This window comes from Bradyrhizobium sp. SZCCT0231 (assembly GCF_018130245.1).
Lineage (GTDB): Bacteria > Pseudomonadota > Alphaproteobacteria > Rhizobiales > Xanthobacteraceae > Bradyrhizobium > Bradyrhizobium japonicum_F.
Genome location: NZ_JAFCKP010000004.1, coordinates 184,138 through 203,858, shown reverse-complemented (window position 1 = coordinate 203,858; position 19,721 = coordinate 184,138). Strand labels below are relative to the sequence as shown.

The 19,721-nt window shown below is 65.6% G+C and carries 19 protein-coding genes; 3 read left to right on the top strand and 16 right to left on the bottom strand.

Going from position 1 to position 19,721, the window contains the following annotated elements; genetic code table 11:
• Positions 1-65 precede the first annotated feature (65 nt).
• The 13 genes from lnt to murJ all read right to left on the bottom strand — a co-directional run bounded on the left by lnt (position 66) and on the right by murJ (position 12,650).
• Entirely contained in the window at positions 66-1,679 is a 1,614-nt protein-coding gene (lnt, locus tag JQ566_RS13915; protein ID WP_212372795.1) for an apolipoprotein N-acyltransferase, read from the bottom strand.
• Positions 1,676-2,794 (bottom strand): hemolysin family protein, encoded by a 1,119-nt coding sequence (locus tag JQ566_RS13910; RefSeq protein WP_249139449.1) that lies wholly within the window; start codon positions 2,792-2,794, stop codon positions 1,676-1,678. Before JQ566_RS13910 ends, lnt begins: the two co-directional genes overlap by 4 nt.
• Before the next feature lies 1 nt (position 2,795).
• Positions 2,796-3,305 (bottom strand): rRNA maturation RNase YbeY, encoded by a 510-nt coding sequence (gene ybeY, locus JQ566_RS13905; protein WP_212372793.1) that lies wholly within the window; start codon positions 3,303-3,305, stop codon positions 2,796-2,798.
• Between the two features lie 58 nt (positions 3,306-3,363).
• Positions 3,364-4,359 carry a PhoH family protein gene (locus JQ566_RS13900; RefSeq protein WP_212372792.1) on the bottom strand — a complete coding sequence of 332 codons (996 nt, stop codon included), beginning with the start codon at positions 4,357-4,359 and terminating at the stop codon, positions 3,364-3,366.
• Between the two features lie 64 nt (positions 4,360-4,423).
• Positions 4,424-5,818, bottom strand: a complete 1,395-nt coding sequence (gene miaB, locus JQ566_RS13895) for a tRNA (N6-isopentenyl adenosine(37)-C2)-methylthiotransferase MiaB (protein WP_212372791.1) — start codon at positions 5,816-5,818, stop codon at positions 4,424-4,426.
• Positions 5,819-6,021: 203 nt separating this feature from the next.
• Complete coding sequence (locus JQ566_RS13890; RefSeq protein ID WP_212372790.1) at positions 6,022-6,702, bottom strand: HAD family hydrolase; 681 nt, start codon at positions 6,700-6,702, stop codon at positions 6,022-6,024.
• 53 nt (positions 6,703-6,755) lie between these two features.
• Positions 6,756-7,211 carry a Fur family transcriptional regulator gene (locus JQ566_RS13885; protein ID WP_212372789.1) on the bottom strand — a complete coding sequence of 152 codons (456 nt, stop codon included), beginning with the start codon at positions 7,209-7,211 and terminating at the stop codon, positions 6,756-6,758.
• Positions 7,212-7,250: 39 nt separating this feature from the next.
• The gene (gene rimI / locus JQ566_RS13880) at positions 7,251-7,736 is read right to left on the bottom strand and encodes a ribosomal protein S18-alanine N-acetyltransferase (protein WP_212372788.1); all 486 of its coding nucleotides are present in this window, start codon (positions 7,734-7,736) and stop codon (positions 7,251-7,253) included.
• Positions 7,733-8,425 (bottom strand): tRNA (adenosine(37)-N6)-threonylcarbamoyltransferase complex dimerization subunit type 1 TsaB, encoded by a 693-nt coding sequence (gene tsaB / locus JQ566_RS13875; protein ID WP_212372787.1) that lies wholly within the window; start codon positions 8,423-8,425, stop codon positions 7,733-7,735. The genes rimI and tsaB overlap by 4 nt, the downstream gene beginning before the upstream one ends.
• Positions 8,426-8,513: 88 nt before the next feature.
• Complete coding sequence (locus tag JQ566_RS13870) at positions 8,514-9,083, bottom strand: NifU family protein (RefSeq protein WP_212372786.1); 570 nt, start codon at positions 9,081-9,083, stop codon at positions 8,514-8,516.
• A gap of 295 nt (positions 9,084-9,378) precedes the next feature.
• Positions 9,379-9,873 carry a universal stress protein gene (locus tag JQ566_RS13865; RefSeq protein WP_212372785.1) on the bottom strand — a complete coding sequence of 165 codons (495 nt, stop codon included), beginning with the start codon at positions 9,871-9,873 and terminating at the stop codon, positions 9,379-9,381.
• A gap of 80 nt (positions 9,874-9,953) precedes the next feature.
• Positions 9,954-11,006: a tryptophan--tRNA ligase gene (gene trpS / locus JQ566_RS13860; RefSeq protein ID WP_212372784.1), complete on the bottom strand. Its 1,053-nt coding sequence runs from the start codon at positions 11,004-11,006 to the stop codon at positions 9,954-9,956.
• A gap of 81 nt (positions 11,007-11,087) precedes the next feature.
• Positions 11,088-12,650 carry a murein biosynthesis integral membrane protein MurJ gene (murJ, locus tag JQ566_RS13855; RefSeq protein ID WP_212372783.1) on the bottom strand — a complete coding sequence of 521 codons (1,563 nt, stop codon included), beginning with the start codon at positions 12,648-12,650 and terminating at the stop codon, positions 11,088-11,090.
• Positions 12,651-12,775: 125 nt separating this feature from the next.
• Here murJ and JQ566_RS13850 point away from each other — a divergent pair, with 125 nt between their 5' ends.
• On the top strand, positions 12,776-13,777 hold the full coding sequence (locus JQ566_RS13850) for an adenosine kinase (protein WP_212372782.1): 1,002 nt from the start codon (positions 12,776-12,778) through the stop codon (positions 13,775-13,777).
• A gap of 183 nt (positions 13,778-13,960) precedes the next feature.
• On the opposite strand, the gene JQ566_RS13845 is transcribed toward JQ566_RS13850, so the two are convergent.
• Complete coding sequence (locus JQ566_RS13845) at positions 13,961-15,154, bottom strand: serine hydrolase domain-containing protein (RefSeq protein ID WP_212372781.1); 1,194 nt, start codon at positions 15,152-15,154, stop codon at positions 13,961-13,963.
• A gap of 350 nt (positions 15,155-15,504) precedes the next feature.
• Here JQ566_RS13845 and JQ566_RS13840 point away from each other — a divergent pair, with 350 nt between their 5' ends.
• Together JQ566_RS13840 and JQ566_RS13835 are read left to right on the top strand one after the other, a co-directional pair.
• The gene (locus JQ566_RS13840) at positions 15,505-15,825 is read left to right on the top strand and encodes a hypothetical protein (RefSeq protein WP_212372780.1); all 321 of its coding nucleotides are present in this window, start codon (positions 15,505-15,507) and stop codon (positions 15,823-15,825) included.
• 159 nt (positions 15,826-15,984) lie between these two features.
• On the top strand, positions 15,985-17,478 hold the full coding sequence (locus JQ566_RS13835; RefSeq protein WP_212372779.1) for an NAD-dependent succinate-semialdehyde dehydrogenase: 1,494 nt from the start codon (positions 15,985-15,987) through the stop codon (positions 17,476-17,478).
• A 152-nt stretch (positions 17,479-17,630) separates the two neighbouring features.
• On the opposite strand, the gene JQ566_RS13830 is transcribed toward JQ566_RS13835, so the two are convergent.
• Positions 17,631-18,545, bottom strand: coding sequence for a phosphoribosylaminoimidazolesuccinocarboxamide synthase (locus tag JQ566_RS13830; RefSeq protein WP_212372778.1), 915 nt, complete (start codon positions 18,543-18,545; stop codon positions 17,631-17,633).
• A 107-nt stretch (positions 18,546-18,652) separates the two neighbouring features.
• On the bottom strand, positions 18,653-19,570 hold the full coding sequence (locus JQ566_RS13825) for a pirin family protein (protein WP_212372777.1): 918 nt from the start codon (positions 19,568-19,570) through the stop codon (positions 18,653-18,655).
• Positions 19,571-19,721: the final 151 nt, after the last annotated feature.

The window sequence follows — 19,721 nt, the reverse complement described above, 5'->3', positions numbered from 1 at the left end:
GTGCAGTCTGTCAACCGTGGGACTACGGTTGTCAAAGGATTCCGGCCGCTTCGGCGGCGGTACGATCAGGGCTTGCGCTTGGCGACGCGTCGGCGGACCGCCAGGAGCACGGCCACCGCGACGAGCATGGCTGCGGGCGCATCACCCACCCGTGCATAGACGGTCGGTGGAATCGCGGCCGGCAGGTTTGCATCCAAAACGCCTTCGAGGCCGAGGCCGAGGCTCGCGATCGTGCGCCCGACCGGATCGATCACTGCGGAGATACCGGTATTGGCAGAGCGGACCAGCGGCAATCCGAGCTCGATCGCGCGCATCCGCGACTGCTCCAGATGCTGATAGGGACCTGTCGAGATGCCGAACCAGCCGTCATTGGTGAGGTTCACGATCCAGCCCGGACGTTCGTTGCGTCCAGCCACTTCGCCGGGAAAGATGGCCTCGTAGCAGATCAGCGGCAGCGCAGGCGGCGCGCCGGCGACCGGCAGTGCATGCCGCACGGTGCCGGGAATGAAGCCGCCGCGCACACGCGTCAGTTGCTCGAAACCGAGCTTCTCCATCAGCGCCTGGTAGGGAAGAAATTCTCCGAACGGTACCAGATGCAGCTTGTCGTACACTGCAAGCACGCTGCCGTCGTGATCGATCACGTAGATCGAGTTATAGGCGCGCGTGATCGGCGTGCCCCGCGGCAGGTCGGGCGCGCGGACCGACCCCGTGATCAGCACGGTGCCCTTCGGCAGGAGGTCGGCGATTTGCGCCATCGCGTCGGCTTCGCGGGTCAGGAAGAACGGAAAGGCGGATTCCGGCCAGATCAGGATGGTGGCATCGCGCACGCCGGTGGATTGCGGGCCGGAGGCGCGGTCCGACAGCGCGAGATACGTCTTCATCACCTGCGCTTTGGCGGCGTAGTTGAATTTCGCGTCCTGCTGCAGGTTCGGCTGCATCAGGCGCAGCTTGGCGCCTGATACAATCGTGGTCGGATGCAGCGACAGGCGGATTGCGCCGAAGATGCTCATGGCAATCAGGAGCGTGACGGCGGCGGCCGGCACACGCCATTGCAGGCGGCCATCGGGCGTGCGGTCGATCAGCGTCGCTGGGCTTGCGAAGATCGCAACCGTCAGGAATGTCATACCCCACAGGCCGATCAGCGAGGCCGTCTGCGCCAGCGGCAGTGGCTCGGAGAGCGCGTAGCCGAACGCGTTCCAGGGAAAGCCGGTCAGCGCGTGACCGCGCAGCCATTCGCTGATGGTGAGGCTCGCTGCGAGCGCCAGCACGCGCGTGGCGTTCTTGGTCCAGAGCAGGCGCGCCAGCGCAAAGCCGATCGCCGTGAAGATCGCAAGATAGGCCGGCAGGCCCAGCACGGCGAACGGCGTCAGCCAGGCGAACATGTCGGCGTCGACGAAGAAGGCGTAGCCGATCCAGTAGAGGCCGGGCACGAAATAGCCGAGCCCGAACCAGTAGCCGGTCAACGCGGCGGCGGGGACGCCGCCATAGCGGCCGCCCCCGGCGCCGTCGATCAGCCAGACCAGCACCGGGAAGGTGACGAACAGCACCGGGAAGAGGTTGAACGGCGCCAGCGCCAGCACCGACAGTGCCCCGGCCGCCATGGCGATGACGGCGCGCTGCCATCCCCAGGTGAGGATGACGGCAAGCGCAATCTGCCGAAGTCGCTGCGATGGACTCACTGCGGGCCGGCCCCGTCGCTCGGCGGCGGCGTGGGCGTGTCGCTGGCCGGCGGTTGTCCGCTCTCCGGCGGGGCTTCACGGCGCCGGCTCTCGCGCTGGGTGCGCGGCGCCGGACGCTCCTTCCGCGTCGAGATGCGCAGCCGCTTGACGCGGCGCGGATCGGCATCGAGCACCTCGACCTCGTAAGTGCCGGGGCCCGAGATGACCTCGCCGCGCACCGGCAGACGTCCGACGAAGCTGACGAGATAGCCGCCCAGCGTCTCCACCTCCTCGCCGGCCTCGCCGGTGACGAAGTCTTCGCCGATCACCGAGCGGACGTCGTCGAGGCTGGCGCGGGCGTCGGCGATGAAGGCGTTGTCGGGCAGGCGCACGATCGAGGGCGGCTCGTCGCTGTCGTGCTCGTCGTCGATCTCGCCGACGATCTGCTCGACGATGTCCTCGATCGAGACCAGCCCGTCGCTGCCGCCATATTCGTCGACCACCAGCGCCAGATGGATGCGCGAGGCCTGCATCTGCGCGAGCAGGTCGATCGCCCGCATCGACGGCGGCACGTAGAGCAGCTTGCGGATGATGTGCGCGTCATGAAGCGGCAGCGCGAGATCGACCGCGCGCAGGTCGAGCCCGGCCGGCAGCGGCTTCTTGCGCTTGGTCTTGGTGGCTTCCGACACGCGGGCGCGTGCGGTCATGAAGGCGAGCAGGTCGCGGATGTGGACGATGCCGACGGGATCGTCGAGCGTCTCGTTGTAAACGACGAGGCGGGAATGGCCGGCGCTCTCGAAGCGGTCCATCAGTTCCCCGAGCGGGATGTCGCGCTTCACTGCGACGATGTCGGCGCGATGCACCATGACGTCGGCGATACGGCGCTCATGCAGGCCGAGGATGTTGCGCAGCATGGTGCGTTCGACCGCCGAAAACCCGGTGTCGTCGGGTGTCGTCGCATTCAGCACGATCTGCAGGTCGTCGCGGACCGATCCCGCCTTCCAGCCGAACAGCGTCCGGATGGCGCGCAGCAGCCAGTTGTCCGCCGTCGGGCGCATCACCTCGCCCTGTGTCACCACGGCCGGCAAATTGGCCGTGTTGCGCGGATTGTCGTGGATCGGATCGGAATCCGGCATCTCAATGCGTCCCCGGGCGGTCTGCATAGGGATCGGGTATGCCGAGATGGGCCAGGATCTCACGTTCGAGCGCTTCCATCTCCTCGGCGTCGCCGTCGTTTTCGTGATCGTAACCGATCAGGTGCAGGAACCCATGCACGGCGAGATGGCTCAAATGGTGGTCGAACGGCTTTTGTTCCTCGTCCGCCTCGCGCCGCATGGTCTCATAGGCGATCGCGATGTCGCCGAGCATGCGCGGCGCATCGCCTTCTTTCCATTCGCCTTCCGGCTGCAGCGCGGGGAACGAGAGCACGTTGGTCGGCTTGTCGATACCGCGCCAGTTGCTGTTGAGGGCACGGATGCCGGCGTCATCGGTCAGCATCACAGCCACTTCCGCGTCGGCAACGTCGTCATCGACGCTCTCGGCGGCGGCCGCCACCGCGCGCTGGATCACGGCTTCGGAATCGGGCTCGTGCTGCCAGCAATCGGCGACGACGAGGACCTCGGTCATGGGAAGGTTGGGATGGGACATTGTGTTGTCTCGGACGAAAGGCGCCGTGTTCGCGCCCTCTGGGTCCGGTGTTGCCTCGTCAGGATTGACCGGTGGCCGGCCGCTGCGGCGGCCCTTCGTAGGCGGCGACGATCCGCGCCACGAGTTCGTGGCGGATCACGTCCTCGGCCTTGAAATGAACCTGGGCAATTCCCTCGACGCCGCTCAAGAGGCGGGTCGCCTCGGCCAGACCCGAGGTCTGGCCGTTCGGCAGGTCGATCTGCGAGGGATCGCCTGTCACGATCATGCGGCTGTTCTCGCCGAGACGCGTCAGGAACATCTTCATCTGCATCGACGTGGTGTTCTGGGCCTCGTCCAGGATGATGGCGGCGTTGGTGAGCGTGCGGCCGCGCATGAAGGCGAGCGGCGCGATCTCGATCTCGCCGGTCTGGAGCGCACGCTCGACGATGCGCGCATCCATGAGGTCGTAGAGCGCATCGTAGATCGGCCGCAGATAAGGATCGACCTTCTCGCGGAGATCGCCCGGCAGGAAGCCGAGCCGCTCGCCGGCTTCCACCGCCGGACGCGACAGGATGATGCGATCGACCTCCTTGCGCTCGAACAGCTGCGCGGCGTGGGCGACGGCGAGCCAGGTCTTGCCGGTGCCGGCGGGACCGACGCCGAACACGAGCTCGTGCCGCTTCAGCGCGCGGATGTAGGAGTCCTGCGCGGCCGTGCGCGCGCGCACCGGACGTTTGCGCAGATTGATGCTGTCGAAGGTCGATTTGGCCGATTTGGCGTCGAACTCGAACAGCGAGCCCTGCGCGATCACGGCGCGGATCGCGCCTTCGACCTCGCCCTGGTCGAGATCCTGCCCCTTCACCGCTTGCGTGTAGAGCATCTCCAGCACGCGGCGCGCGGCGTCGCAGCCGTCGCGGGTGCCGCCGATGGTGATGTGGTTGCCCTTGGAATCGACGACCACGCCGAGCCGCCGCTCGATCTGCGCCAGATGCTGGCCATACGGGCCGACCAGCGCGGAAGCGGCGCGGTTGTCGTCGAAGTCGATGACGACCTGGGTCTCGGGCGGAACTTGCATGTCGCGGTCAAATTTGCGGCTGGGAGCGATAGAAGACGAATCCGATGCACTTTTTGGCAAGGGTTCAGGCTCCAGTGGCTTGCGATAAAGCGGGCTCGCGCGCGCCACGCGGCGTCACGAGCTCGCCGAGAAAACTGTAGCGCTCGAGGCTGCCGATGTGGACCGGCAGGATTTGTCCGATGATCTCGGGCGACGCCATCACATGGGCGGGCTGGAGGTAGGCGGTGCGGCCGACAATCTGGCCCTCCTTGCGCGCCGGACGCTCGAACAGCACATCGACCGTTGAGCCAATCGCGGCCTTGTTGAAGGCCGATTGCTGGCTGTCGATCAGTTCCTGGAGCCGCTCCAATCGCTGGTCCATCTCGGCGGGGGACACCGTCTCCTGCATGTCCGCAGCCGGCGTTCCCGGCCGGGCGGAGTATTTGAACGAATAAGCCGCAGCGTAACCGATTTGCGTGACAAGCGCGAGGGTCGCGAGAAAATCTTGCTCGCTTTCGCCGGGGAAGCCGACGATAAAATCTGATGAAAAAGCAATGTCTTGGCGTGCGGTGCGAAAACGGTCGATGACGCGCCGGTAATCATCGGCAGTATGTTTGCGGTTCATGGCCGCCAGAATCCGGTCCGAGCCCGACTGCACCGGCAGGTGCACGAACGGCATCAGGGCATCCAGATCGCGATGGGCTGCGATCAGGCTGTCATCGACGTCGCGGGGGTGGCTGGTCGAATAGCGCAGCCGCGCGATTCCCGGAATCGTCGCCAAATGCTCGAGCAGCCGGCCGAGCGGCCAGGTTTTTCCGTCCGGCCCCTCGCCGTGATAGGCGTTGACGTTCTGCCCAATCAAGGTGAGCTCGCGCACGCCGTTGTCGGCAAGCCGCTTCACGTCGTCGACGATCTTCGCCACGGGGCGCGAGACTTCGGCGCCGCGCGTGTATGGCACGACGCAGAAGGTGCAGAACTTGTCGCAGCCTTCCTGCACCGTGACGAAGGCGGAAATACCGCGCGCGCGGATCGCATCGGGTTTCGGCTGGGCCAGGAAGCCGAACTTGTCGGCGGCCGGAAATTCGGTCTCGATCGCACGGCCTTCATCGCCGGCGCGTTTCAACAGCTCGGGCAGATGATGGTAGCTCTGCGGTCCGACCACGACGTCGACGACCGGCGCCCGGCGCACGATCTCCTCACCCTCGGCCTGTGCCACGCAGCCCGCGACCGCAATCTGCATCGCGCGGCCCCCGCGCGCGGCCTCGTCCTTGGCGACGCGTAAGCGCCCGAGCTCGGAATAGACCTTCTCGGAGGCCTTTTCGCGGATATGGCAGGTGTTGAGGATGACGAGGTCGGCATCCTCTGCGCTCGCCGTCTCCACGAATCCTTCCGGCGCCAGCGTGTCCACCATGCGCTGGGCATCGTAGACGTTCATCTGGCAGCCATATGATTTGATGTGCAGCTTGCGCGGCGGCGTCATGGAACCCGAAAATGGCGGTGGAGGACGGCCATCAGATATAGGCTGAAGGGACGAAAATCCAGCGATTGGGGGCCTGAGCCTGTCATTCCGGGGCGCGACGCAGTCGCGAACCCGGAATCCGGAGGTTTTGGCGCGAGATTCTCAGGTGCGCAGGGGCGCACCAGAGTTCGCCTCTTCGAGGCGCCCCGGAATGACGGCAATCATCAGCCCGCCAGGACGTCCGTCTCGACCCGCCGGACCAGCTCCGGCAGCTGACGCATGTCGGCAAAGGTCAGGTCGGCGCCCGCCTGGCGCAGCGTCTGGGCATAGCCGTCGCGGCAGTGGCTGCCCCCGTAAAAGCCGAACACGGTCATGCCGGCGGCGCGGGCGCCGGCAATCCCGGCCAGGCTGTCCTCGATCACGACGCAGCGCCCGGGCGATACGCCCATTTCGTTCGCCGCGAACAGGAACAGGTCCGGCGCCGGCTTGCCGTTCTTGACCTGTGAGGCCGAGAAGATATTTGGCGCGAGACGCTCATAAAGCCCCGTGCTTCCGAGGCTCACCCGCATGCGCGGATGCGAGCCGCTGGAGGCGACACAGACGGCTTGCGTGACGACATCGAGCACGTCGTGGATGCCGCGGATGGCTTCGAGGTCGGCCTCGAACGATCGGAACAGCTCGTCCTGGAGATCGCCGTGATAGGCCTCGGGCAGCTTGCGGCCGAGCTCGGTTTCGATCTCGAGATTGGCCTGTTTTGTCGAGCGGCCAAGGAAGCGCGCGAACACCTGCTCCGACGTGATCGGATAGCCGTGCCGGGTCAGCACGTCAGCATGCGCACGACAGGAGATCACCTCGCTGTCCACGAGCACGCCGTCACAATCGAAGATGATGAGGTCGATCGGCACTAAGGCATGACCCGGAAAAGTGTGAAGCGGTTTTCCGACAAGGTCATGCCCAATCAAGACGTCGGCTTGTCGTCGTCGAGCGGGACGCAATAGAGCTCGAGCCGGTGGTCGACCAGACGGTAGCCGAGCTTGCGGGCGATCTCCGCCTGGAGCTTCTCGATCTCTTCGGAAGTGAACTCGATCACCTTGCCGTCACGCAGATTGATGAGGTGGTCGTGATGGCTGTCGCGCATCTGCTCGTAGCGCGCGCGGCCCTCGCGGAAATCGTGGCGCTCGATGATGCCGGCATCCTCGAACAGTTTCACGGTGCGATAGACGGTCGAGATCGAGATCTTGTCGTCGACCGCAACGCAGCGCCGGTACAGTTCCTCGACATCGGGATGATCGGCAGCTTCCGCGAGCACGCGGGCGATGACGCGGCGCTGCTCGGTCATGCGCATGCCCGTGGCGGCGCAGCGCGACTCGATATCGGACGCCTTGGATGCAGGAGAAGGTTTCAGTGTGGTCATAGCGTTGTCTGCCTGGCGGGCCGCTTTCTGCCACCAATGTTACGACAAGTCACGTCGCATCAGAAGGGCGTTCAATTGTTCCCCGTCGGGCTGCTTATAGTAGCGATCGCGGCGTCCGACCACCACGAATCCGCACCCGGCGTAGAGCCGCCGCGCCGGCTGGTTATTTTCCTCAACTTCGAGAAATATCGTGCGTACGCCGCGCCCGGCGAGATGGCCGAGGTGGGTCATCAGCAGCGTGCGGGAGAGGCCGCGGCCGCGGTAAGCCCCGTCCACTGCAATCGAGAGAATTTCCGCTTCGTCCGCGCCGATCCGCGACACGGCAAAGCCGATCGTCTTGCGGCCGAGACGCAAGCGATGCACCAGCGTGTTGCGCTCGCTCATCATGCTCTCGAACTCGCCTTCGCCCCAGCCGTGCGCGAAGGAGGCGCCGTGCAGCTGCGCCAGCCGTGCGGCGTCGCGCATGGTCGCGGGCTCGACGGCGGCCGTGCCGCCGCGCCACCATTCCGACAGCCATTTCATCATGAGCTCGCGGCTTGTGCGAGCGGCGTCTGTGCAGCCGGCTTGGCGTCCGGCGCCTTCAGATAGAACGGCCGCGCCGGGTTCGTTTCGGGATCGGCTGCGGCTCCGAGCCATGCGACCCAGCCGATGTCGGGCGCGGGCTGCGCGTCGACCGCGACCGGCTGCGGTCCGTCCTTCGGCCAACGCTCGGCGAGGATGTTTGCGGCATTGCCGACCAGATGCGGCGCGCCGAATTGCGAGGCCGCAATCGCCTCGTCGATGGGCGCGATGCCCGGCCGCACCAGCTGGCTGCCGTCGCCGGCGACGATCTGGAAATAGACGTGATCGTGCCGCGCATCGATCGCAGAGATCACCGGCGCCGGTTTGCCCTGGCCGACGACGGTGGCGGCATAGGCCGACAACGTCGTCAGCCCGACCGCCGGCCGATTCGCCGCAAGCGCAAGGCCGCGCGCCGCCGAGATGCCGACGCGCAGGCCGGTGAAGCTGCCGGGGCCGACGGTGACGGCGATGCGGTCGAGCGAGGTGAAGGCGAGGTTGGCGGATCGCATCACGCGCGCGATCAGCGGCATCAGCGCCTCGGCATGGCCGCGCTTCATGAGCAGCGATTCCTGGGCGAGAAACTCGCCGGCGTCGGTGTCCAGCACGGCCGCCGCGCAGGCCTCGAGCGCAGTATCGATGGCAAGGATCAGCATGAAAAAGCGAATGGCGAGTGGCGAATAGCGAATAGTCTAGCCGATCGGAATGCCATTCGCCATTCGCTACTCGCCATTCGCGGATCGATCACATCGGCCGGACTTCGACCACGTCGGGCACGAAGTGCTTCAAGAGGTTCTGGATGCCGTGCTGCAGCGTCGCGGTCGAGGACGGGCAGCCGGAGCAGGCGCCCTTCATGTTGAGATAGACGATGCCGTCCTTGAAGCCGCGGAAGGTGATGTCGCCGCCGTCATTGGCGACGGCCGGCCGCACGCGGGTCTCGATCAGGTCCTTGATCATGTCGACCGTCTCGGCATCGGCCTCGTCGAAGAACTCGTCCCCGTCGTCGAGATCGGCATCGCTGTGCGCTTCGCCGCCGGCGAGCAGCGGCGCGCCGGACATGTAGTGCTCCATGATGGCGCCGAGAATCGCAGGCTTGAGCTGCTGCCATTCACCGCTCGCCTTGGTCACGGTGATGAAGTCCGATCCGTAGAACACGCCGGTGACGCCGGGCACGTCGAACAGCTTTTCGGCGAGCGGCGAACGGCCAGCGGCTTCGCGGCTCGAAAACTCCACCGGGCTGCCGTCGACCACGACGCGGCCGGGAATGAACTTCAGCGTGGCGGGATTGGGGGTGGCTTCGGTTTGAATGAACATGGTTTTCTCCAGACGTCGCCGGTTCAAGGCCGGCGCGTACGCTCTTCCCTAGCAGATGGCGACGACGAACGCACGATCAAGGGGATGTGAGGCGGTTTCGCCGTTATATCAGCGGGTTAGGTGGGCTCTTACCCTTCCCTGGAGGGGGAGGGTCGATCGCGCGAAGCGCGAGCGGGGTGGGGTGATCTCTCAACACGGGCACTGCCGGATGAGGAGGGACCGTCACCCCACCCCGTCTCATATCTCGCTTCGCTCGACATGAGCCGACCCTCCCCCTCCAGGGGAGGGTAAGGAGCTACGACAGCGAATCCACGCTTTGGTCGCTCAGCGCGCCCGAAATGACCGTCACCGGTACCGGGAAGGTGCCGAGCGCATGCGCTAGCAGCGAGACCAGGGGACCTGGGCCCTCCGCGCCGGGATTGGCGGCGAGCACCAGCATGGCGATGTCGGGGTCCTCGTCGATCACCGCGAGCAGCTGTTCCATCGCCGCGCCTTCGCGGATCACCCGTTCCGGCGTGATCGCGGCGATGCCGTTGGCTCTACCGGCGGCGCGGTCGAGCGCGGCCTCCGCTGCCTCCTGCGCCTCGGCGCGCATGATGTCGGCGACGCCCAGCCATTCCTGGGTCTGCTCCTCGGGCTCGATGATACGCAGCATCACGACGCCGCCGCCGGCACGGATCGCCCAGCGGCTGGCGTAATAGACCGCGCGATCCCATTCGGCGCTGTCGTCGACGATGACGAGGCATTTGGGCTTGTGACCCGGCTCGAAGCAAAGTCGCCTGCTGGTCATGCATGTCCCGGCGTGTGCATGGCCGCATGCTGCCACACTCCCTCCCGCTTGGGGAGAGGAGACGGCCGGCGCCTTGGCGCCTAGCGCCGGCGGATGAAGCCGACGATGTCCTTGGAGAGCTTCATCGTCTCGTCGGCGATGGCGCGGGCCCGGTCGGAACCGTCGTTCAGGATCGCGTCGATATGGCCGGGGTCGGCGACGAGGCGCTTCATCTCGCCGGCGATCGGCGCGAGCTTGGTGACGCACAGCTCGGCCAGCGCGTTCTTGAAGCTGGAGAACTGGCCGCCGCCGAAATCGCGCAGCACGTCGGGCTTGGAGCGGCCGGAGAGCGCAGCGAAGATGCCGACGAGATTGTCGGCCTCGGGGCGCGCTTCCAGGCCCTTCTCTTCCGTCGGCAGCGGCTCCGGATCGGTCTTCGCCTTGCGGATCTTCTGCGCGATGGTGTCGGCATCGTCGGTCAGGTTGATGCGCGAATTGTCCGAGGCATCCGACTTCGACATCTTCTTGGTGCCGTCGCGCAAGCTCATCACGCGCGTCGCCGGGCCCGTGATCAGGGGTTCCGGCAGCGGGAAGAACAGGCCGTCATTGGCGCCGTGGTTGCGGATCGAGTCGCCGAAATCATTGTTGAACTTCTGCGCGATGTCGCGCGAGAGCTCGAGATGCTGCTTCTGGTCCTCGCCCACGGGAACGTGGGTGGCGCGGTACAGCAGAATGTCGGCCGCCATCAGCACGGGATAGTCGAACAGTCCGACGGACGCGTTCTCGCGGTCCTTGCCGGCCTTCTCCTTGAACTGGGTCATGCGGCCGAGCCAGCCCATGCGGGCGACGCAGTTGAAGATCCAGGCGAGCTCGGCATGGCCCGAGACCTGGCTCTGGTTGAACACGATGTGCTTCTTGGGGTCGATGCCAGCCGCGATGAACGCCGCTGTGACCTCGCGGGTGTTGCGCGTGAGCTCGGCCGGTCCGCCCCAGACGTCTACCCCTTGCGTGATCGCGTGCATGTCGACGACGCAATAGATGCAGCTGTGAGTTTCCTGCATCTTCACGAAGTTGACGATAGCGCCGAGGTAGTTGCCGAGGTGCAGATTGCCCGTCGGCTGGACGCCCGAAAAGACCCGTTCAACGAATGGCATGGTCAGCCTTCCCATAGGTATTCGGCCGTCGTTTCCAACAGCGGCGCTGCCCCGTCAAGGGCCTTTCGCCGGGGACGTGGTTCAGCTGGGTCGTTTCAGCGCGTTAACCGCCTCGCGCCAGGAGGCGGCGCCGAGGATTTGCAGCAGCAGGCCGTAGACGACGATCCCCGCCGCGATCTGCACACCCAGCACGACGAATTTGATCAAGCCATGGATCTTGAAGCTATGGATCTTGAAGCTATGGGTCTCGGCAGGCACCAGTCCCGTGGTCAGCCAGAGCAGGGCGCCCATGGTGACCGCGGCCAGCACGATCCGCGGCAATCGCGTGCGGGCGGCCGCGTCGATCGAGAAGCCGAATTCGCTCGTACCTTTCCGGAGCAGCGAGAGCGCGCTGCTCCAGGCGCCGGCCGCGATGCTCGCCGCGATCCCGCTCGCGCCGAAGACATGGCCGAGCAGGACGGCCAGCACGACAGCGACCATGAAACCGATCGCGGTGGCCAGCAGCGGCGTCATCGTGTCGCTGCGGGCATAGAAGGCCGGCGATAGCGCCTTGATCAGCACATGCGCCGGCAGGCCCAGCGCCAGCCACATCAGCGCGCGCGCGGTGGCCGTGCTGTCCTCCGCGCCGAACGCGCCATGCTCGAACAGCAGCCGCACGATCGGCTCGGCCAATACGATCAGGCCGAGGGTCGCCGGCAGCGCCAGCCCGGTCGCAAGCTCCAGTGCGCGGGATTCGGCATGCGCCACCGCGTCGCGATCGCCGCTACTCACGGCGCGCGTCAGCTCCGGCACCAGCACCGTGCCCATGGCGACGCCGACGATGCCGAGCGGCAGCTCGATCAGGCGGTTGGCGAAATAGAGCCAGGACACCGCGGACGGCGTCGCCGAGGCGATGATCGCGCCTGCCACCATCAGCCATTGCGGGCCCGAGCTTGCGATCATGCCGGGGATCGCCTTGGCGAAGAAGCCGCGCATCTCCTTGTCGAAACTGGCGCGCAGCGGCGTGGCAAGGCGCGCGCTCCGCTGCGACAGCAGCATCAGCAGCTGCAGCAGGCCGGCGATGCCGACGGTGGCCGCCAGGATCCACGCGGCGAAGCTGGCGTCTGCGCGCCAGACGAGCAGCATCGCGATCGCGGCGATCAGCGCAATGTTGAACAGCAGCGGCGAGAATGCCGTCAGCGCGAAGCGTCCTTGCGCATTGAGCAATCCCATCAGCACGGTGACGGGGCCGGCGAAGGCGAGATAGGGCAGCATCAGGCGCGCGTTCTCAACCGCGAGATCGAGCGTGCCGCTGCCAAGAAATCCCGGCGCGACGACTGTGATGACCAGCGGCATCAGCAATGCGAGCAGGATCGACATCGCGATCAGGGCCGCGCTGACCGTGCCGAGCACGCGCCCGGCGAACGCCGCTGCGGCCGCCGCCCCGTCGCGATCCCTGATGCGCAGCCAGGCCGGGATCAGCGCCGCGTTCAGCGCGCCCTCGCTGAGCAGCCGGCGTACCACGTTGACGAGCTGAAACGCCGCCAGAAACGCATCCGCCACGGCGCCGGTGCCGAGCAGCGCCGCAATCAGGGAATCGCGGGCAAAACCCAGCAGCCGCGAGGCCAATGTTCCAGTCGAGACGGTGAGAAAGGAGCGGATCATTGCTCTCGAGAATACCGTTGCTTGCCCGCGAAGGCCCGGTCGTGATAGGCCGCGAGCTTGGATTTCAGGCTGACAGGAAGCGGATTTTCCCGGGTATCGCAATCCGGCAAACAGGATCAAGGTGAATGGCTGACGTGAAATATGACGTTCTCGGCATCGGCAACGCGCTGTTCGACGTGCTGGTTCGGACCGACGAGGCCTTTCTGGCCAAGCATGGCATGGCCAAGGGCAGCATGTCGCTGATCGACGAGGCGCGCGCAGCCGCCATTTACAAGGACATGGGGCCGGCCACGGAAGTCTCGGGGGGATCTGCCGCCAACACCATCGTCGGCATCGGCAGTTTGGGGGCACGCGCCGCCTATGTCGGCAAGGTCAAGGACGACCAGATCGGCAACCTCTATGTCCATGACATCCGTGCCGCCGGCGTCGCCTTCAACACGCCCGCCGCCACGGACGGCCCCGCCACCGGCTGCTCCTACATCCTGGTTACCGGCGACGGCGAGCGCACCATGAACACCTATCTCGGCGCGGCGCAGGATTTGTCGCCCGCCGACATCGACCCGGCCGAGATCGCGAGCGCTGCAATCGTCTATCTCGAGGGCTATCTCTGGGACCCCAAGAACGCCAAGGATGCCTTCGTCAAGGCGGCCAAGATCGCCCATGACGCCAGGCGCAAGGTCGCGCTGACGCTGTCGGATTCCTTCTGCGTCGACCGCTATCGCGACGAGTTTCTCTCGTTGATGCGGGGCGGCACCGTCGACATCGTCTTCGCCAACGAATCCGAGCTGCATTCGCTCTACATGACCTCGGACTTCGACACCGCGCTGAAGCAGCTGCGCAACGACGTCAATCTCGGCGTCGTCACCCGCAGCGAGAAGGGCTGCATGGTGGTCTCGGTGGAAGACGCCGTCGCAGCGCCGGCATTCCCGGTCGACAAGGTGGTCGACACCACCGGCGCCGGCGATCTCTTCGCGGCAGGCTTCCTCTACGGCCTGGCGCGCAACCTTGCGTACAAGCAGTGCGGCGAGCTCGGCGCGCTCGCAGCCGCCGAAGTGATCCAGCACATCGGCGCACGGCCGCTCGTGTCGCTGAAGGAGCTGGCGCAGCAGCGCGGGTTGACGGTTTAAGGCGAGGTCGCGCCTAACGCTCCACTGTCATCGCCCGCGAAGGCGGGCGATCCAGTACGCCGCGGCTTCTCGATTTATCACTGCCGCCTCTGGAATACTGGATCCCCCGCTCCAGTGCGCAATTGCGCACAAGGCGGGGGATGACAGTTGCCGTGTGGTGAGAGCCGCGCGTGAAGTCGTCGCCTAAGCCGCCTTCTGCCCGCTCCCCGCATCCAGCCCGGCATAGACCCCGCGCTCGAAGCCCGCGAACGTCTCCAGGCATTTCGCGTCGGCGAACGGCAACAGCTGCATCAGGATCACGCCGGTGACGTCGCGCGCCGGGTCGATCCAGTAATAGGTGTTGGCGAGCCCTGCCCAGGCGAGGCTGCCGGCGCTGCGACCTTCGGCCGTCTTGGCGGTGTTGATCATGAAGCTGAGGCCCCATTTCTTCACCTGCTCCGGATAGAGATCGACGTCGTTGGTATACATCGGCGCCGCCGACGTCATCTTGCCCATGGCGAGGTCGCCGATGTGGTTCTGCCCCATCGTCGCGACCGTCTCGGCCTTCAGCACCTGGTTGCCGTTGCCGCGGCCCTTGTTGAGAATCATCTGGGTGAACTTGATGTAGTCGGCGGCGGTCGAATAGAGGCCGCCGCCTCCCATGTGGAATTCCGGCTCCTGCTCGAGCTCGAACGGGATCGATGCGAGCTGGCCGTCCTCGCCGCGCGCATGCATGCCGACGAGGCGCTTGCGCATGTCGTCGGTGATCTTGAAAGCGGTGTCGCTCATGCCGAGCGGGGTGAACAGATTGTCGCGCAAATAGGCGTCGAGCCGCTTGCCGCTGACGGCTTCCACCGCCTTGCCGACGAAATCGATGTTGGTGCCGTATTCCCAGCGCGTGCCGGGGTCGGTCATGACAGGGGTCTTCAGCGCCGCATTCTGGCAGGTGGTGATGGCGGGAATGCCGTTCTTGTCCAGATAGACCGCGAGATCGCCGTTCCACATATTGTAGCAGAAGCCGGCGGTGTGGGTCATGAGCTGGCGCAGCGTGATCGGCCCCTTGGCCGGGCGCAGCTTGGCCTCGCCCTTGGCATCGAAACCTTCGAGCACTTGCGGCTTGGCGAGATCGGGCAGCACATCGCCGATCGGCGCATCCAGCGACAACTTGCCCTGCTCGACCAGCTGCATCGCGCCTGCTGCGGTCACCGCCTTCGTCATCGACGCGATCCAGAACACGCTGTCGATTGTCATCGCATCAAGCTTGGACAGGTCGCGCTTGCCGAATGCGCCCTGATACAGCACGTCGCTGCCGCTGGCGGCGATGGCGACGACGCCCGGAATCTCCTTGGTCTCGCTCTTCTGACGCAGAATCTCATCGATCTGTGCTTGGCTTTGCATGGCGTTTCCTCGGGTTTGATTATTGTTGGAAGTGATCGATTGTCCTCCCGCATGTCCGGCGCGGCAAGCGCATCGATGGACCTGCGCCGGTCGCGATGTCGTGACTTGACGGTCTTGGTCCCACGCAGGACGACAACGGGGCTGAATGGCGACGCTGCTTCACAATCTGTGGTGGATCGCCGAACTTCGCCCTCACCTGAGGCGGGCTGCAGGCGATATGTTTCGTGAGTTTTCGGACACCTGAAACATTTCGTGAGCTGCCGCGTTCAGCGCCCGGCCCAATCCATGGGCCGATTAAGACTTGATGCAAATGTTGCCGGCCGTGGAAGGGCCGGCGAGGGGGACCTCAGATGATTTCGACCTGGAGCGAATGGAAGCGCTATCCCCGTCCGGGACGCGGCGAGAACCTGGAAGCGCCGATTTCGCCCGGTATTTACGAGGTCCGCACCGCCGGCACCGGCGCACTCTATTCCTTCGGCGCCGTCGACAATCTGGCGCAGGCACTGGCGCTGCTGCCGGTCGGCTCAAAATCCTGGTTCGGCCGCCGCGACACCTCTCACGTCCCCGATCTCGAATATCGGACGTGCGCGACCTCCACCAAGGCGGACGCCAAGGCCGCAGCCGAACGCATGATCGGCCGCCGCGAGACTTACATGAGCGGCGCGGCCTGACGGCTTCCTCGGTCGCGATGCCAAACTTCTCCCTTAGGGAGAGGTAAGGGACCCACGGCTCTCAGTTTAATTCCCAGCAGATGTGCGTTGCGGGGCGGTGCATTGTGCGCCGTCTGTCCCTATATTCCGGCCCGATCGGATCGCCCAGGGAGAAACGCCATGACCCAGACCGCCGCCGCACGCGCCCCGCAAGCCACGTCCAGTTTGCGCGACCGGTTGAAGGACCCCTCGCTCTTGAAGGAGGCCTGCTATATCGACGGCGCCTGGGTCGGCACACCGGTCTTTGCCGTCAACAATCCCGCCACCGGCGTCGAGCTGGCAAAGGTTCCGCAGCTTGGCGCGGACGAGACCACCAGGGCGGTCGAAGCCGCCGCGCGCGCCTTTCCGGGCTGGGCCAAGCACACCGCCAAGCAGCGCTCCAACATCTTGCGCAAATGGTTCGAGCTGATCGTCGCCAACCGCGAGGATCTCGCGCTCATCCTCACCTCCGAGCAGGGCAAGCCGCTCACCGAGGCACTCGGCGAGGTCGATATCGGCGCCGCCTATATCGAGTTCTTCGCCGAGGAAGCGAGGCGCGTCTATGGCGAGACCATCCCGACGCAGCGGCCCGATGCGCGCCTGCTCGCGATCAAGCAGCCGATCGGCGTCTGCGGCGCGATCACACCATGGAATTTCCCGAACTCGATGATCACGCGCAAGGTCTCGCCGGCGCTGGCCGCCGGCTGCACCGTGGTGCTGAAGCCCGCCAACGAGACGCCGCTATCCGCGCTGGCGCTGGCTGTGCTTGCCGAGAAGGCCGGCATCCCCAAGGGCGTGCTCAACATCATCACGGGTGACGCGCCGCCGATCGGCAAGGTGCTGTGCGAGCATCCGGCAGTGCGCTTCGTCGGCTTCACCGGCTCGACCGCGGTCGGCAAGATCCTCTATCAGCAGGCCTCGGTCGGCGTGAAGCGGCTTGGCCTGGAGCTCGGCGGCAACGCGCCGTTCATCGTGTTCGACGACGCCGACATCGACGCCGCGGTCGAAGGCGCGATCGTCTCGAAATATCGCAACATGGGTCAGACCTGCGTCTGCGCCAACCGCCTCTACGCCCAGGACAGGATCTACGACGAGTTCGTGCAGAAACTGTCGAAGAAGGTCGCGGCGATGAAGATCGGCGACGGCACCGAGAGCGGCGTCACGCAAGGCCCCCTGATCAACATGAAGGCGGTCGACAAGGTCGAGCGCCACATCGCCGATGCGGTCAAGCGCGGCGCCAAGGTCGTCACCGGCGGCAAGCGCAGCGAGCTCGGACGCTCGTTCTTCGAGCCGACGGTGCTCGCCGACGTCAAGCCAGATTCGCTGGTATCGCAGGAGGAAACCTTCGGCCCGCTCGCGCCGGTGATCCGCTTCAAGGACGAGGCCGACGTCATCGCGATGTGCAACGCCTCGCCGTTCGGTCTCGCCTCCTATTTCTATTCCCGCGATCTCGGCCGCGTCTGGCGCGTCGCCGAAGCGCTGGAATCAGGCATGGTCGGCGTCAACACGGGTCTCATCACCACCGAGGTCGCGCCGTTCGGCGGCGTCAAGGAAAGCGGCCTGGGCCGCGAGGGCTCGCATCACGGCATGGAAGAATATGTCGAGATCAAATACGTGATGATGGCGGGGGTGTGAGCGGCTCGCTCGCTCCATCATCGTCGAGGAGCACCGATCTCTCCACGTCATTGCGAGCGCAGCGAAGCAATCCAGAATCCCTCCGCAGAGGCAGCCTGGATTGCTTCGTTGCAAGAGCTCCTCGCAATGACGGAGCAAGGGGACTCCGAAGCCTAAATCTTCAGCTCTTTCCCCGTCACGCGCCGATACGCTTCCAGATATCGCTTGCTGGTCGCCTCCACCACGCTCGCGGGCAGTGGCGGCGGCGGGGCGTCGCCGTTCCAGCGGCCGGCGCGGCGTTCGACGTCGAGATAGTCGCGCAAGGGTTGCTTGTCGAAGCTCGCCTGCGGCTGGCCGGGCTTGTAGGCATCCACTGCCCAGAAGCGCGAGGAATCCGGCGTCATCACCTCGTCGATCAGGATGATGCGGCCGTCCTTGTCGCGGCCGAACTCGAACTTGGTGTCGGCGATGATGATGCCCTGCTCGCGGGCGAGTTCCTCGCCGAGCGTGTAGATCGCGCGCGTCATGCTCTCCAGCGTGTAGGCGACCTCATCGCCGACCGCCTCGCGCATCTTCGCGATCGTGATGTTCTCGTCATGGCCGGTCTCGGCCTTGGTCGCCGGGCTGAAGATCGCCGGCTCCAGCTTCTTGCTCTCGACCAGGCCTGGCTTCAGCTTCTCGCCGGCCAGCGTGCCGCTCGCGGCATATTCCTTCCAGGCGGAGCCCGACAGATAGCCGCGGATCACGCACTCGATCGGGAACACGGTGGTCCGCTTGCACAGCATGGCGCGGCCGAGGATCTCGGCGCGGTGCGGTTTCAACGCCGGCACGGCCGCAACGATCTCGTCGGTGTCCGCGCTGATCATGTGATGCGGCACCACGCCTTCGAGCTCGTTAAACCAGAACGCGCTGATCTGCGTCAGCACTGCGCCCTTCATCGGAATGGTCTCGCCCATCACCACGTCGAAGGCGCTGATGCGGTCGGTGGTGACGAGCAGCAGGCGGTCATCGTCGACGGCGTAGATATCGCGCACCTTGCCGCGTCCGATCTTGGGCAGGGGCAGGTCGCTGGAGAGCATTGTGGTCATCGGCAGATCTTTCGCAGGCGAATCTTTTGCAGGCAAATCTTTGCAGATATGGCCTTCGGGCAGGGAGTCCGGACGCGCCGGAGGGCGCAGCCGGAAACCGGATTAGCCTATTCCGGCAGCGGAATGAACTCGTGTTCCTGCGGAACTGCGGCAAAGCGGCCGGTTTTCCAGTCCTGCTTCGCCTGCTCGATCCGCTCCTTGCTGGAGGAGACGAAATTCCACCAGATGTGGCGCGGGCCTTCCAGCGCATCGCCGCCGAGAAACATCATCCGCGTCGCCCTCAGCGCCTTCACGGTGATGCGGTCGCCGGGCCGGAAGATCAGCAGCCGCGGCCCCTCGTAGCGCTCGTTCGCGATCTCGACCTCGCCGTCGACGATGTAGATCGCACGCTCCTCCTGATCGGGGTCGAGCGGCACGCTCGCGCCTTCCGCGGCCGTGACCTCGGTGTAGAACCAGGGCGACACCATCGTGACAGGCGAGGCGATGCCGAACGACGAGCCCGCGATCACGCGTGCCGTAAAATCGCGCTCGGAGATCATCGGCAAGTCGCCCGCCGCATAATGCTGGAACGACGGTTCAATCTCTTCGGAGCCCGCTGGCAGCGCGATCCAGCTTTGCAGGCCGAGCATCTTCTGGCCCGAGGCGCGCTGCGCATCCGGCGTGCGTTCGGAATGGGCGATGCCGCGGCCGGCCGTCATCAGGTTCATCGCGCCCGGCGCGATCTCCTGGACGTTGCCCTCGCTGTCGCGATGCATGATCGCGCCGTCGAACAGATAGGTGACGGTGGCGAGCCCGATATGCGGATGCGGCCGCACGTCCATGCCCTTGCCGGAGACGAACTGCACCGGGCCGAAATGGTCGAAGAAGATGAAGGGCCCGACCATCTGCCGCTTGCCATGCGGCAACGCGCGGCGCACGGCGAATCCGTCGCCGAGATCGCGCGTGCGCGGCACGATGACGAGATCGAGCGCATCGCAGGATTTGGGATCGCCGAGCACGGGATCGTTGTCGGGCATCCAGCTCATGGGTAGGCTCCTTTTTGACTTTCTTGAGCGCGATGGTAGCAGGATTTCGCATCGCCGTCGCGGCAAAGGCCGCTCCACATCCACCGCTGTCATGCCCCGGCTTGACCGGGGCATCCAGTACGCCGCGGCCCATCGATTCAATCACAACCGC

Excerpts from the sequence above, each read along its gene's own strand:
- JQ566_RS13850 (WP_212372782.1), top strand. The coding sequence starts at position 12,776 with ATGGCTGACGTGAAATATGACGTTCTCGGCATCGGCAACGCGCTGTTC.
- JQ566_RS13900 (WP_212372792.1), bottom strand. The coding sequence starts at position 4,359 with ATGCAAGTTCCGCCCGAGACCCAGGTCGTCATCGACTTCGACGACAAC.
- JQ566_RS13835 (WP_212372779.1), top strand. The coding sequence starts at position 15,985 with ATGACCCAGACCGCCGCCGCACGCGCCCCGCAAGCCACGTCCAGTTTG.
- trpS (WP_212372784.1), bottom strand. The coding sequence starts at position 11,006 with ATGCCATTCGTTGAACGGGTCTTTTCGGGCGTCCAGCCGACGGGCAAT.
- JQ566_RS13845 (WP_212372781.1), bottom strand. The coding sequence starts at position 15,154 with ATGCAAAGCCAAGCACAGATCGATGAGATTCTGCGTCAGAAGAGCGAG.
- ybeY (WP_212372793.1), bottom strand. The coding sequence starts at position 3,305 with ATGTCCCATCCCAACCTTCCCATGACCGAGGTCCTCGTCGTCGCCGAT.
- JQ566_RS13865 (WP_212372785.1), bottom strand. The coding sequence starts at position 9,873 with ATGACCAGCAGGCGACTTTGCTTCGAGCCGGGTCACAAGCCCAAATGC.
- rimI (WP_212372788.1), bottom strand. The coding sequence starts at position 7,736 with ATGATGAAATGGCTGTCGGAATGGTGGCGCGGCGGCACGGCCGCCGTC.
- JQ566_RS13885 (WP_212372789.1), bottom strand. The coding sequence starts at position 7,211 with ATGACCACACTGAAACCTTCTCCTGCATCCAAGGCGTCCGATATCGAG.
- JQ566_RS13870 (WP_212372786.1), bottom strand. The coding sequence starts at position 9,083 with ATGTTCATTCAAACCGAAGCCACCCCCAATCCCGCCACGCTGAAGTTC.
- tsaB (WP_212372787.1), bottom strand. The coding sequence starts at position 8,425 with ATGCTGATCCTTGCCATCGATACTGCGCTCGAGGCCTGCGCGGCGGCC.
- miaB (WP_212372791.1), bottom strand. The coding sequence starts at position 5,818 with ATGACGCCGCCGCGCAAGCTGCACATCAAATCATATGGCTGCCAGATG.
- murJ (WP_212372783.1), bottom strand. The coding sequence starts at position 12,650 with ATGATCCGCTCCTTTCTCACCGTCTCGACTGGAACATTGGCCTCGCGG.
- JQ566_RS13825 (WP_212372777.1), bottom strand. The coding sequence starts at position 19,570 with ATGAGCTGGATGCCCGACAACGATCCCGTGCTCGGCGATCCCAAATCC.
- JQ566_RS13840 (WP_212372780.1), top strand. The coding sequence starts at position 15,505 with ATGATTTCGACCTGGAGCGAATGGAAGCGCTATCCCCGTCCGGGACGC.
- JQ566_RS13910 (WP_249139449.1), bottom strand. The coding sequence starts at position 2,794 with ATGCCGGATTCCGATCCGATCCACGACAATCCGCGCAACACGGCCAAT.
- JQ566_RS13830 (WP_212372778.1), bottom strand. The coding sequence starts at position 18,545 with ATGACCACAATGCTCTCCAGCGACCTGCCCCTGCCCAAGATCGGACGC.